Below are 11700 nucleotides of genomic sequence, written 5' to 3'. Positions count from 1 at the left end.
GGCTTGGGCCGCGCGACCGGAGCGCAATGCTATCAATGTCGAAAAATGGCAAATATCCGGAAATACCCGCTAAGACATTTCTTCGCCGCGACACACCAAATGTATTCAATGCGCTACAGACAAGTCTTGAGCTGGCTCAACAGAGGCTCAACAGAAGAAGGCGAGCATTTCCTCCTGCAGCACCCCGGGCGCTTCCTCGGGAATGTAGTGCCCGCACGGGACCGCGCGGCCGCTGACATCGCTCGCCACCTCCTGCCACAGCGACAGCGGCTCGAAGCAGCGCGCCACCACGCCGTGCTCGCCCCACAGCACGCGCAGCGGGCAATCGATCTGGCGGCCATCCGCGCGGTCGGCGCGGTCGTGATCCTGGTCGATGGTGGCGGCCGCACGGTAGTCCTCGCACATGGCGTGCACATGGGCCGGATCGCGCATGGCGGCTGTGTAGGCGGCCATCGCGTCAGGCACGAAGGGACTCAGGCCGGCGTGGCGCAGGCCCATCAGCTTGTTAAGGTAGAACTCCGGCTCGGCATTGATCAGCGTCTCCGGGAACGGCGCCGGCTGGATCAGGAAGAACCAGTGCCAATAGGCGGCGGCAAACGCCATGCTGGTGCGTTCGTACATGGCCAGCGTAGGGGCGATGTCGAGCAGCATGGCGCGCGAAATCCGGCCGGGGTGGTCCACGCACAAGCGGTGCGCCACGCGGGCGCCGCGGTCATGGGCGCATAGCGCGAAGGCGTTAAAGCCCAGGCGCGCCATCACCTCCACCTGGTCCTGTGCCATCGCGCGCTTGCTGTAGTTCTCGTGGCCGGTGTTGCCCGGCGGCGCACTGCTGTTGCCATAGCCGCGCAGGTCGGTGGCAATGACGGTGAAACGGTCGGCCAGCGCCGGCGCCACCTTGTGCCAGATCAGGTGGCTCTGCGGATGCCCGTGCAGCAGCAGCAGGGGTGGGCCCGAGCCGCCCCGCACGCCGGCGATGGCGACCTCGCCGAGCTGCATGCGGAAAGGCTCGAAATTGGGAAACAGCAGGGCGCTGGCATCGTTCTGCATTCGGGTCTCCTCGGATTCTCCGGAACTGCGGCCGGTCTGCGGCGCCCATGCTTGCCCTTGCGCCTCGCGTGCCGCCTGCTGGCGATGATAGACGCAAAGCAGGCGGGCGGCGGCAAAGGCATCAAGCAGCACCGAGTTGACGCAACTGAATTGCATCACCTGGGACGCTATGGTTAAATCGGTCCATGAGCAGCAGCCCCTCCCCTACCCAGGACATGCCTTCCTCCGCCATGACACCCGCGCCGGGCACCCTGGACGCCGCCCACGAGCGCCTGCGCGAGCTGGGCGCCCGTGTGACCCAGCCGCGCCTTGGCATCCTGGCCTGCCTGATGGAAAGCCATGAGCCGCTGACCCACCAGGCCGTGATCGATCGCATGCCGGCCGACGGCGAAGCGATCGACCGCGTTACCGTCTACCGCGTGCTCGACTGGCTGGTCGAGCAGGGACTGGCCCAGAAGCGGGCCGGCCACGACCGCGTATTCCGCTTCAGCCTGGTCGAGCACGAGGCAGCCCGCGCGCAAGTGCACCGGCAGCACAGCCATTTCCACTGCAACCGCTGCGACCGCACCTTCTGCCTGGACGGCGTCAGCGCGCCGGCACAGGCCGCGCCCAAGGTGCCCAGCGGCTTTGCCGTGGAGCACGTGGAACTCACCGTCAACGGCGTTTGCGCCGAATGCGGCGCACGCACCCATGGCCGGCAAGGCTGAGCGAGGGGGCTGCTTGCCCGCCCCACACAAGAACGAAGTTATCCTGGCCACACTTGCCCGCGCACACGACAGGCCAAGCGGCATCCCTTCCCGGAGAAAACAATGTCCAAACTGACCCCGGTCACCATCCTGACCGGCTTCCTCGGCAGCGGCAAGACCACCCTGCTCAAGCGCATCCTGAATGAGCAGCACGGCATGAAGATCGCCGTGATCGAAAACGAGTTCGGCGAAGAAAACATCGACAATGAGATCCTGGTGCAGGATGGCCGCGAGCAGATCGTGCAGATGAGCAACGGCTGCATCTGCTGCACCATCCGCGGCGACCTGGTGGCGGCGCTGTCGCAACTGATGACCCGGCGCGATGCGGGCGAGATCGATTTCGACCGGGTAGTGATCGAAACCACCGGCGTGGCCAACCCCGGCCCGGTGGCCCAGACGTTCTTCATGGACGACGAGATCGCCCAGCGCTACCTGCTCGACGCCGTGATCACCCTGGTGGACGCCAAGCACGCCAACCAGCAACTCGACAAACAGGAAGAGGCGCAGCGCCAGGTCGGCTTTGCCGACGCCATCTTCATCACCAAGGCGGACCTGGTGGCGGAAGACGACATCGGCGACCTGCGCCACCGCCTGCTGCACATGAACCCGCGCGCGCCCGTGCGCACGGCGCATTTCGGCGAAGCGCCGATCGACACCATTTTCGACCTGCGCGGCTTCAACCTGAACGAAAAACTGGAAATCGACCCGGATTTCCTGCGCGCCGAGGCCGAAGAGCACGATCACGACCATGGGCACGAGCACGCCCACGGCGAGCATTGCGGCGACAACTGCGGCCATGACCACCACGATCACGGCCACAAGCACGACCACCACCACCATCACCATCACACCGATCGCATCGGCTCTTTCGTCTTCCGTAGCGAAAAACCCTTCAACTACGGCAAGCTGGAGGAATTCCTGTCCGGCATCCTGTCGGTCTACGGGGAAAAACTGCTGCGCTACAAGGGCGTGCTCTATATGGACGCGGTGGACCGGAAAGTGGTCTTCCAGGGCGTGCACCAGTTGATGGGCAGCGATATCGGCGCCAAATGGGGCGATGAAACCCCCGGCACCAAAATGGTCTTCATTGGCGTGGACCTGCCCAAGGACGCCATCCTGAAGGGCCTGGCCACCTGCCTGGCCTGAGCCCGCCGGACCCCGCAGCCCGCCCTGGCGCCCCCCTCCACCGGAGGGAGGCGGGGATATCAGGGAAAACTCCCCGCTTTTCTCCCATATCTCCAAATTTTTTGTTCAAGTACAATAGGCTGGATTTAGTGCGGGTAACGTAGCCTTTTGTCTTTTGGTCATGGCGCCCGCAATGCAGGGCGGCGGTCGTCGTCAGCATGAGGCGGGCTGCCGGCAGGTGCGGTCGCAGTGCTTGATGCGGAGACCGCCCTCCGCTTGGGGCACCCGTCACGCGCCGTCATCGATCGACGCGAGAGAGAGGTGTCCCATGGTAGCCGCAACGAAAACGAAAGAAAGCCGCAGCAAAAGCAGCAGCGCTGCGGCCGAGACGCTGAAGGCGCAGTCCATGGAGGCTGCGCCTGCTCCCCGCGGCAGTACGGCGCACGCCGGTGCGGGCGAGGCCAAGGGAGGCACGCAAAGCAGCAAGACTGCAGCCAGCCAGAGCGAAACGTCCGCACCGCGCAAGCGGCCGGACACTGCACCCGAGCGGACCAAGACGCCGCCGGTCGCACCAACAAGAGAATCAGCAGCAACCATGAGCAGCAATAAACTTCTGACTGAAGCTGAAATCCTGAAGATGGGCGACAAGGATTACATGAACGAGGCGCAACTCGCCTTCTTCAAACATCGCCTTGAGCAGCTGCGCGACGATATCCTGAAGAACGCCGATCAGACCACCGAGCATCTGCGCGAAACGGTCATCGTGCCGGATCCGGCCGACCGCGCCACCATCGAGGAAGAGCATGCGCTGGAACTGCGCACGCGCGACCGCGAGCGCAAGTTGCTCAAGAAGGTGGAGCAATCGCTGGCCCGCATCGAATCCGGCGACTACGGCTGGTGCGAGGAAACCGGCGAGCCGATCGGCGTGCCACGCCTGCTGGCGCGCCCCACCGCCACGCTCTCGCTGGAAGCCCAGCAGCGCCGCGAACTGCGCCAGAAGCTGTTCGGCGACTGATCCGCGGCCTGCCCGCGCTGCCCGACGGCCCGGTTCTCCGGGCCGTTTTGCTTGGGCACATGCCACTGGCCGGGCACGGCGCCCTTTCGTCTTTCGCCTTTGTGGTGTCACAGTCACGGGCCTATCATTAGGAACGGCGGGATTCTTGCGGCCAACGCGCCTTGAATTGCCTGCTTTCCCGACCGCTTTCTGATACAGTCGCAACTTTGTTGCAATAACGCGTGCCGCCCTGCCCCGGCGCGCCTAGATGCCATGGCCGATCGCCTGCCCGTCACCGTGCTGTCCGGATTCCTCGGTGCCGGCAAGACTACCCTGCTCAATCATGTACTGGCCAACCGCGAAGGCAAGCGGGTGGCCGTGATCGTCAACGACCTGGCCGATGTCAACATCGATGCCCGGCTGCTTGGCGACGGCATGCTGGCGCAGGCCGGCGAGCGCCTGATCGAACTGACCAACGGCTGCATCTGCTGCACGCTGCGCGAGGACTTGCTGACCGAGATCGGCAACCTGGCGCGCGAGGGCCGCTTCGATTACCTGCTGGTGGAGTCGACGGGCGTGGCCGAGCCGCTGCCCATCGCCGAAACCTTCACCTTCGAGGACGAGCACGGCGTGGCGCTGGACAGCATCGCCCGCCTCGACACCATGGTGACGGTGGTCGATGCCGCCCACTTCCTGCAGGATTTCAACGAAGCCGATTTTCTCCAGGACCGTGGCCAGGCCCGCGACGAGGACGACGACCGCACGGTGGTCGACCTGCTGATCGAGCAGGTCGAGTTCTGCGACGTGATCGTGCTCAACAAGCTCGACCTCGTCAGCGAGACCGAGCGCGAGCGCCTCGCCGGCATCCTGCATTCGCTCAACCCGCGCGCCAGCATCGTACCGGCGAGCTTCGGCGAAGTGCCGCTGGACAGCATTCTCGACACTGGCCGCTTCGACTTCGATGCCGCCGCCGCGGCACCGGGCTGGCTGGCCGAACTGCGCGGCGAGCACGTGCCGGAGAGCGAAGCCTACGGCATCGGCAGCTTTGTCTACCGCCGCCGCCGCCCCTTCCATCCGCAGCGCTTTGCCGACCTGATCCATACCGAGTGGCTGCGCGAGCATGGCACAGTGCTGCGCTCCAAGGGCTTCTTCTGGCTGGCCACGCGCATGCACGCGGCCGGCACCTGGGGCCAGGCCGGCGGCGTATGCCGCCACGGCGGCGCCGGCGCCTGGTGGGCCGCGCTGGACCCGGCCGAATGGCCGGAGGACGAAGCAGGCCGCGCCGAACTGCTAGCCGACATGACGGTGGACGGCAAACCCGGCCCTTATGGCGATCGCCGGCAGGAACTGGTGCTGATCGGCCAGGATCTGGACCGCCCCGCGCTCGAGGCCCTGCTCGATGCCTGCCTGCTGACCGATGCCGAAATGGCGGACGGCCCCGACGCCTGGGCGCAGTATGCCGACCCGTTCCCGAGCTGGGATGACGGCCTGGAGGGCGAGGGCGACGATCACGAGCATGGTGAGGACTGCGGTTGCGATGACCACGGTCATCACCACATGCACGTTCACGGCGGGCATGGACACTAACCCCCCGCCGCTCTGGCAACGCCTGCAGCGCCGCCGCGCCCGCGGCCTCGGCCTGTGGCCGGCGCTATGGCTGGCGCTGTGCCTCTTGCTGGCCCAGCATGCCGGCCTGACGCACCGCATCCATCACGGCGGGCTGCTCAGCCCGCCACAGCAGGCGAACACCAGTAACGGCGAGTTTGACGCTGGCCACGACGGAGCCGCCGTCACGGCCTCCGGCACCGACGCGATCCAGGCCGCCGACCCCGGCCAGCCCTTCTCGCTGAAGCTGGCGGGGCACTTCTGCGTCTTGTTCGATGGCGCCACAGTGGCCGCCAGCCATTGCGGCACGCCGGTCATGCCGGCGCTCACGCACCTGCAATCGCCGGTTCCGTTCAGCGTCGGCTGGCGCCGGCCTGACCTGCGGCATCCCCAGCCTTTCCGCTCGCGCGCACCTCCGGCCGTTCACGCTCAAGCCTGAACCCCGGGCGGCGGCCACCCTGCCGCTGCTCGCCGCCTGACGCAACGCGCCACGCTTCCGAACCGCCCTGCCCGCCGCCGCCCAGCGCATTTCGCGCCGGGCGGTGCATGGCCGGCGCTCGCATGCCAGCGCCCAGCGTTCGATAGCATCCAAGAACACCGCGAGCCATGTCTTTCCGCCTCCAACAAGAACACCGCGTGCGGCGCACGCCGCTCGCCGCCATTGCGGCCCTGATCGCCTCCGCCTCCGTTTCCACCGGCGCCTTCGCGCAAGGCGCTCCCGCCGCTCCGGCACCTGCCGCCGCCCCCGCCAGCGAGGCAACGCCGGCGCCCTCGGCCACCCTGCGCGAGGTGGTCGTCACCGCCAACCCGCTGGGCAGCGAGCTCACCGACCTGGTGGCGCCGGTCTCCTCCCTCGGCGGCGATGCCCTCACCGTGCGCCAGGGCAGCACGCTGGGCGACACCCTGGACAAGCTGCCGGGCGTGTCCTCCAGCTACTTCGGCCCCAATGCCAGCCGCCCGATCATTCGTGGCCTGGACGGCGACCGCATCAAGGTGCTGCAGAACGGCGGCAGCACCATCGACGCTTCCACGCTGTCCAACGACCACGCCGTGGCGCTCGACCCGCTGGTGGCCGAGCGCATCGAGGTGGTGCGCGGCCCGGCCGCGCTGATGTACGGCGGCAACGCCATCGGCGGCGTGGTCAACGTCATCGACAACCGCATTCCCAAGGAGCCGATCGAGGGCATCGGCGGCGCGGTCGAAGCCAGCGCCACCGCCGGCGGCGACGTCGCGCGCAACTCCAGTGGCCTGATCGAGGCCGGCAACGGCCAGATCGCCATCCACGCCGATGCCTTCGTGCGCAAGACCAGCGACCTGCACATTCCCGGCTACGCCCGCAGCGCCGCCCTGCGCAACAGCCAGCCGCTTCCGGACGGCGAAAGCGAAGCCTACGGCCGCCTGCCCAACACCAGTTCGCAGCAGCAAGGCGGCTCGCTGGGCGGCTCCTACACCTGGGCCGACGGCTTCGTCGGCGCCAACTACAGCGAGTACCACAACGCATACGGCACGCCGGCCGAGAGCGACGTACGCCTCCAGATGCACCAGCAACGTTTCGCGCTGGAGGGCGAGGCTCGCAACCTGACGGCCAATACCGGCGGCTTTATCGAATCGGTCAAGGGCAAGTTCAGCTATACCGACTACGAGCACAAGGAAATCGAGGGGGGCCAGACCGGCACCATCTTCAAGAACAATGGCTGGGATGCGCGCTTCGAGGCCAAGCACGCGCGTATCGGCAACATGACGGGCGTGATCGGCACCCAGTTCGGTTCGACCCGCTTCTCGGCGCTCGGCGAGGAGGCCTTCGTGCCGACCACCGATACCGACAATGCCGCGCTGTTCGTCTTCGAGGAAATGCCGCTGACCGCCGACGGCGACCTCAAGCTCAACCTGGGCGGCCGCATGGACCACACCAGCCTGAAGTCTTACGCCAACGGCAACGACCGCTTCGCCGACGCCAGCCGCAGCTTCAACGCCGGCAGCGCCTCGGCCGGCCTGCTCTACAAGCTGGCGCCGGCCTGGTCGCTGACCAGCAATCTGGCCTACACGGAGCGCGCTCCCACCTTCTACGAGCTGTACGCCAATGGCCCCCACCTGGCCACCGGCTCATGGGAGCAAGGCGACCCCAACGCCGCCAAGGAGCGCGCCACCTCGCTGGACCTGGGCGTGCGCTTCAAGTCCGGTCCGCACAGCGCCGGCATCTCCGGCTACTACAGCCGGTTCTCGAACTACCTGGCACTCACCAACACCGGCACGGCACGCGACGCGGAAGGCGATTTCGTGACCCCAGGCAGCGCCGGCGCGCTGCCTGTGATGCAGTACATGGGCGTGCCGGCCACGATGTATGGCTTCGAGGCCGAAGGCAAGGCGCGCGTGGCGCAGAAGCTGCTGACCGGCAGCGACACCCTCGACCTGGAAACCCGCGCCGATTACGTGCGCGGCGAGAACCGCAGCACCGGCCAGCCGCTGCCGCGGCTGGCGCCGCTGCGCCTGGGCGGCTCCCTGGTCTATGGCGCCGGCCCCTGGGGCGCGCGCGCCGACGTGACCTACGCGGCCCGGCAAACCCGTGTGCCGGCCAATGACACGCCCACCGATGCCTACACCCTGCTCGGCGTGTCCATCACCTACAAGTTCAAGGTGGCGGGCTCCCAGACCCTGGTCTACCTGCGCGGCGATAACCTGACCAACCAGGATGCGCGCATGGCCACCTCGATCCTGCGCGACATTGCGCCGCTGCCGGGGCGTAGCGTCAAGCTGGGCGTGCGCACGACGTTCTGAGCACGGCCCGGGGCGCGAACGGGGGTGCAGCCCCCGCTCCGGGCCTCAGGCAATCCCGTTGCGGCCGTGCCGCGCGAATCCTTCGCGCGCGCCGAGCCGCTCGAAGTAGGCCGCCACCGCGGGGAAGGCGGGGTGCGCCAGCGGCGTGGCATACCAGCGGTTCACCGACAAGCCGATCGGGATGTCCGCGAGCGTGAAGCGCTCGCCGGCGACATAGGCGCCGGTGTCTGCAAGCTGCCGCTCCAGGATGCCGATATGCCTTGACCAACTGGCGACGGAGACGGCGATCTCCCGCTCGTCCCGGTGCAACGGCGATTGCCGAACCAGCGCCATGAAAGCGTAGCGCCACGCATTGTTCAGCTCCGTCGCCTGCCAGTCCATCCATTGATCCACCCGGGCGCGCTCCCGCGCGGTGCCTGGGTAAAGGGTGCCATCGCCGTAGCGCGACGCCAGGTAGCGGATGATGGAGTTCGACTCCCACAGCACGAAGCCATCGTCGTCGATCACCGGCACCATGGCGTTCGGATTCAGCACGAGGAATTCCGCGCTATCCGTCGCGCGATAGCCTGAACCCCAGTCCTCGCGCACGAACGGCAAGCCGAGTTCGTCGCAGCACCAGAGCACTTTGCGGACATTGATGGAGGAGGCTTTTCCGAGAATTTTCAGCATGGATGGGCGGCGCCGCTGGCGGAGTGGATGCGGCGTCCACTATACGGCGCGACTGTCAGGCCGCACAGGAACAGTTGCGCTGTTTCACGGCGAGCCACTCCGCCCGTTCGTGCCACACAGCAGGGAAAACACGCGGCAAAACGGCACGCCGGCTGTGCATGGCCGCATCGTGCCGGTGCATCCGGCGCTGCGGGTCTGCCCGCCTTGACATGGATGTCTGCGACTCCCGACAATCCCTGCACAGCATCTTGCGCATCTTGCGCATCACGCCGACCAGGGACTCATCGATGACCATCATCCGCCGCGCCCTCGGCGCCGCAGCGCTTGCCACGAGCCTTGCCTGCGCCGCCCTCTCCCCGACCGTTTTTGCCGCGGGCCTCACCATCGGCCTGTCCGGGGACATCACCTCGCTGGATCCGCATTATCACAACGTCACGCCCAACGCGAACGTGGCCGAGCATATGTTCGAAGCCCTGATTGCCAAGGACGAGAAGATGCGCTTCAAGYCGGCGCTGGCGCTATCGTGGAAGCCGGTCGACGACACCACCTGGGAGATCAAGCTGCGCCCCGGCGTGAAGTTCCACGACGGCAGCGAGTTCACCTCGGCCGATGTGGTCTACTCGCTGAACCGCCCCGCCACGGTCAAGAACAGCCCCTCGCCATACACCATCTACACCAAGGGCTTCAAGGACATCGTCGCGGTCGACAAGCTGACCGTGCGCATCACCACCCACGGCCCCTACCCGCTGGTGCCCAATGACCTGTCCACCATCTACATGGTGTCGAAGAAGGTCGCCGAGAACGCCACCAGCGAAGACTTCAACAGCGGCCGCGCGATGGTGGGCACCGGCCCCTACAAGTTCGCCAGCTTCCGCAAGGGCGACCGCGTGGAACTGACCCGCAACGAAGCCTACTGGGGCAACAAGCCGGAGTGGGACACGGTCTCGCTGCGCATCCTCACCAACGATGCGCCGCGCGTCGCAGCATTGCTTGCCGGCGACGTGCAGGTCATCGAGAACGTGCCCACGTCGGATATCCGCAAGCTCTCGGCCGATCCCGGCGTGAGCGTGTTCAAGGTGTCCACCTTCCGCATGATGTACCTGCACCTCGACACCAATCGCGATGTCACCCCCTTCGTCACCGACAAGGCCGGCAAGCCGCTGGCGAAGAACCCGCTGAAAGACCCGCGCGTACGCGCCGCGATCTCGCACGCCATCTCCCGCCAGGCCATCGTCGACCGCGTGATGGAAGGCGCCGCCGAACCCACTGGCCAGCTGGTCAACGCCACGCTCTTCGGCTATGTGCCGGGCCTCAGGCCCGATACCTTCGATGCGGCTGGCGCCAGGAAGCTGCTGGCCGAAGCCGGCTACCCGGACGGCTTCCAGCTCACGCTGCATGCGCCCAACAACCGCTACGTCAACGACGAACAGGTCGCGCAGGCCATCGCCTCCATGCTGTCGCGCATCGGCATCCAGGCAAAGGTGGAGGCCATGCCGTCCGCCACCTTCTTCACGCGCGCCAACAAGCTGGAGTTTTCCTTCTTGCTGGCCGGATGGGGTGCGGATACCGGTGAAGCGGGATCGTCGCTGAAGTCGCTGCTGGCAACCTATGACCCGGCCAAGGGCTGGGGCGCATCCAACCGCGGGCGCTACAGCAACCCGGCGCTGGACGCCAAGCTGACCACCGCGCTGACCACTATCGACGATCGTGCCCGCGAGAAGCTGCTGCAGGAGGCCACGGAAATCGGGATCAAGGACTATGGCGTGATTCCGCTCTATTTCCAGATCAATGTCTGGGCGGCGAAGAAGGGATACAAGGTAACGCCGCGGCAGGATGAGCGCACCTACGCGTTTGCCATCACCAAGGGTTGACGGGCGCAAGCTGTCGAGCTGGCCGATCTCGTATTCGATGGCCTGGCACAGACAGCTTCCCTTCGTTTCATGTCTCCTTGCCCGCGGCCGGGCCGGCATTGCGGTACCACGGCGGCACCAGCGAATACATCGCCGCCGCGCACGGCACGCCGTGCAGCACCAGCCGGTTGCGCGCGATGCATTCGAACTGCGCGCCGATCCTCCCGGCCACGGCGCGGCTGGCCACGTTGTGCTCCGCGGCGACCACCTCCAGCCGCGTCAGCCCGAGCCGGTGGAATCCATAGCAGGCCATCAGTTCCGCCGCGCGCGCGCCCAGTCCCTGCCGCTGCCGGCTCTGGCGGATCCAGTAGCCCAGGTTGGCGAAGTTGTAGTCCCGGTTGATCTGGTTGATGGAGACGCCCCCGTACAACTCCCTGCCGTCCGGCGCGAACACGCCGACATCGTAGGCCTCGCCGATGCCCATGTTCTCGGTGCACATGTCGACCCAGTTCTCCGCATCGCGCACGGTGTAGCCCGCGTGGCACCACGGCAGCCACTTGCCCACCGTGTCGAGCGATTCGTGCACGGCCGCCACGAACTGCGGCACGTCGGTATAGCGAAAGGGACGAAGCAGAAAGCCTTGGCCGTGGAGGGATTGCATGATGCGTCCTTGCGACTAGGTCAGCGGAGGAGTTGCCGGCACCCACTCCCGGCGGTGCATCGGGCGCTCCCTGCCAGTCAGTGTAGCAACCCGCCGCTCATCGCGCCTTCCTGGCTTCGGCGATCAGCAACCGGGCCTGCACGCGCGCATGCAGCAGTGCCATGTCGGCATGGCGCAGTCGGGGGTTGCGGCTGAGTGCGGCCATCACCTTGCCGGACTGATGCGCGG

At 66.7% G+C, this 11700-nt stretch carries 11 protein-coding genes; 7 read left to right on the top strand and 4 right to left on the bottom strand.

Features of this window, described 5'->3' with window-relative positions:
• Positions 1–147 precede the first annotated feature (147 nt).
• Entirely contained in the window at positions 148–1047 is a 900-nt protein-coding gene (locus AC1DKD_RS33000; protein ID WP_441635942.1) for an alpha/beta fold hydrolase, read from the bottom strand.
• Positions 1048–1277: 230 nt separating this feature from the next.
• Here AC1DKD_RS33000 and AC1DKD_RS32995 point away from each other — a divergent pair, with 230 nt between their 5' ends.
• The 6 genes from AC1DKD_RS32995 (at position 1278) to AC1DKD_RS32970 (ending at position 8292) form a co-directional block, all read left to right on the top strand.
• Positions 1278–1754 carry a Fur family transcriptional regulator gene (locus tag AC1DKD_RS32995; RefSeq protein WP_276286661.1) on the top strand — a complete coding sequence of 159 codons (477 nt, stop codon included), beginning with the start codon at positions 1278–1280 and terminating at the stop codon, positions 1752–1754.
• Positions 1755–1856: 102 nt separating this feature from the next.
• Entirely contained in the window at positions 1857–2939 is a 1083-nt protein-coding gene (locus AC1DKD_RS32990) for a CobW family GTP-binding protein (protein WP_441635939.1), read from the top strand.
• Between the two features lie 574 nt (positions 2940–3513).
• Entirely contained in the window at positions 3514–3933 is a 420-nt protein-coding gene (gene dksA, locus AC1DKD_RS32985) for an RNA polymerase-binding protein DksA (RefSeq protein ID WP_035874393.1), read from the top strand.
• 252 nt (positions 3934–4185) lie between these two features.
• Positions 4186–5499: a zinc metallochaperone GTPase ZigA gene (gene zigA / locus AC1DKD_RS32980; protein WP_441635935.1), complete on the top strand. Its 1314-nt coding sequence runs from the start codon at positions 4186–4188 to the stop codon at positions 5497–5499.
• A complete protein-coding gene (locus AC1DKD_RS32975) occupies positions 5489–5956 on the top strand; it encodes a hypothetical protein (protein ID WP_441635933.1) in 468 nt (155 codons plus the stop codon). The genes zigA and AC1DKD_RS32975 overlap by 11 nt, the downstream gene beginning before the upstream one ends.
• Positions 5957–6123: 167 nt before the next feature.
• A complete protein-coding gene (locus AC1DKD_RS32970) occupies positions 6124–8292 on the top strand; it encodes a TonB-dependent receptor (protein ID WP_477103454.1) in 2169 nt (722 codons plus the stop codon).
• 45 nt (positions 8293–8337) lie between these two features.
• Here the strand turns inward: AC1DKD_RS32970 and AC1DKD_RS32965 are convergent, their stop codons facing one another.
• Together AC1DKD_RS32965 and AC1DKD_RS32960 are read right to left on the bottom strand one after the other, a co-directional pair.
• Positions 8338–8961 (bottom strand): glutathione S-transferase family protein, encoded by a 624-nt coding sequence (locus AC1DKD_RS32965; protein ID WP_441635929.1) that lies wholly within the window; start codon positions 8959–8961, stop codon positions 8338–8340.
• Between the two features lie 55 nt (positions 8962–9016).
• Entirely contained in the window at positions 9017–9259 is a 243-nt protein-coding gene (locus AC1DKD_RS32960; RefSeq protein ID WP_441635927.1) for a hypothetical protein, read from the bottom strand.
• Here AC1DKD_RS32960 and AC1DKD_RS32955 point away from each other — a divergent pair.
• Positions 9249–10832, top strand: a complete 1584-nt coding sequence (locus AC1DKD_RS32955; protein ID WP_477144197.1) for an ABC transporter substrate-binding protein — start codon at positions 9249–9251, stop codon at positions 10830–10832. The two genes, AC1DKD_RS32960 and AC1DKD_RS32955, sit on opposite strands and share 11 nt — an antisense overlap.
• 67 nt (positions 10833–10899) lie before the next feature.
• Here the strand turns inward: AC1DKD_RS32955 and AC1DKD_RS32950 are convergent, their stop codons facing one another.
• Positions 10900–11472 (bottom strand): GNAT family N-acetyltransferase, encoded by a 573-nt coding sequence (locus AC1DKD_RS32950; RefSeq protein WP_441635923.1) that lies wholly within the window; start codon positions 11470–11472, stop codon positions 10900–10902.
• Between the last annotated feature and the right edge of the window lie 228 nt (positions 11473–11700).

This window comes from Cupriavidus sp. 05T313, from assembly GCF_056396665.1.
Note: the sequence above shows the minus strand (reverse complement) of the source record. Positions and strands in the feature narration are given on the sequence as shown.

What these genes read in the sequence shown, in the direction of transcription:
- AC1DKD_RS33000 (WP_441635942.1), bottom strand. Translation starts at nt 1,047, where the DNA reads ATGCAGAACGATGCCAGCGCCCTGCTGTTTCCCAATTTCGAGCCTTTC.
- AC1DKD_RS32995 (WP_276286661.1), top strand. Translation starts at nt 1,278, where the DNA reads ATGACACCCGCGCCGGGCACCCTGGACGCCGCCCACGAGCGCCTGCGC.
- AC1DKD_RS32990 (WP_441635939.1), top strand. Translation starts at nt 1,857, where the DNA reads ATGTCCAAACTGACCCCGGTCACCATCCTGACCGGCTTCCTCGGCAGC.
- dksA (WP_035874393.1), top strand. Translation starts at nt 3,514, where the DNA reads ATGAGCAGCAATAAACTTCTGACTGAAGCTGAAATCCTGAAGATGGGC.
- zigA (WP_441635935.1), top strand. Translation starts at nt 4,186, where the DNA reads ATGGCCGATCGCCTGCCCGTCACCGTGCTGTCCGGATTCCTCGGTGCC.
- AC1DKD_RS32975 (WP_441635933.1), top strand. Translation starts at nt 5,489, where the DNA reads ATGGACACTAACCCCCCGCCGCTCTGGCAACGCCTGCAGCGCCGCCGC.
- AC1DKD_RS32970 (WP_477103454.1), top strand. Translation starts at nt 6,124, where the DNA reads ATGTCTTTCCGCCTCCAACAAGAACACCGCGTGCGGCGCACGCCGCTC.
- AC1DKD_RS32965 (WP_441635929.1), bottom strand. Translation starts at nt 8,961, where the DNA reads ATGCTGAAAATTCTCGGAAAAGCCTCCTCCATCAATGTCCGCAAAGTG.
- AC1DKD_RS32960 (WP_441635927.1), bottom strand. Translation starts at nt 9,259, where the DNA reads ATGATGGTCATCGATGAGTCCCTGGTCGGCGTGATGCGCAAGATGCGC.
- AC1DKD_RS32950 (WP_441635923.1), bottom strand. Translation starts at nt 11,472, where the DNA reads ATGCAATCCCTCCACGGCCAAGGCTTTCTGCTTCGTCCCTTTCGCTAT.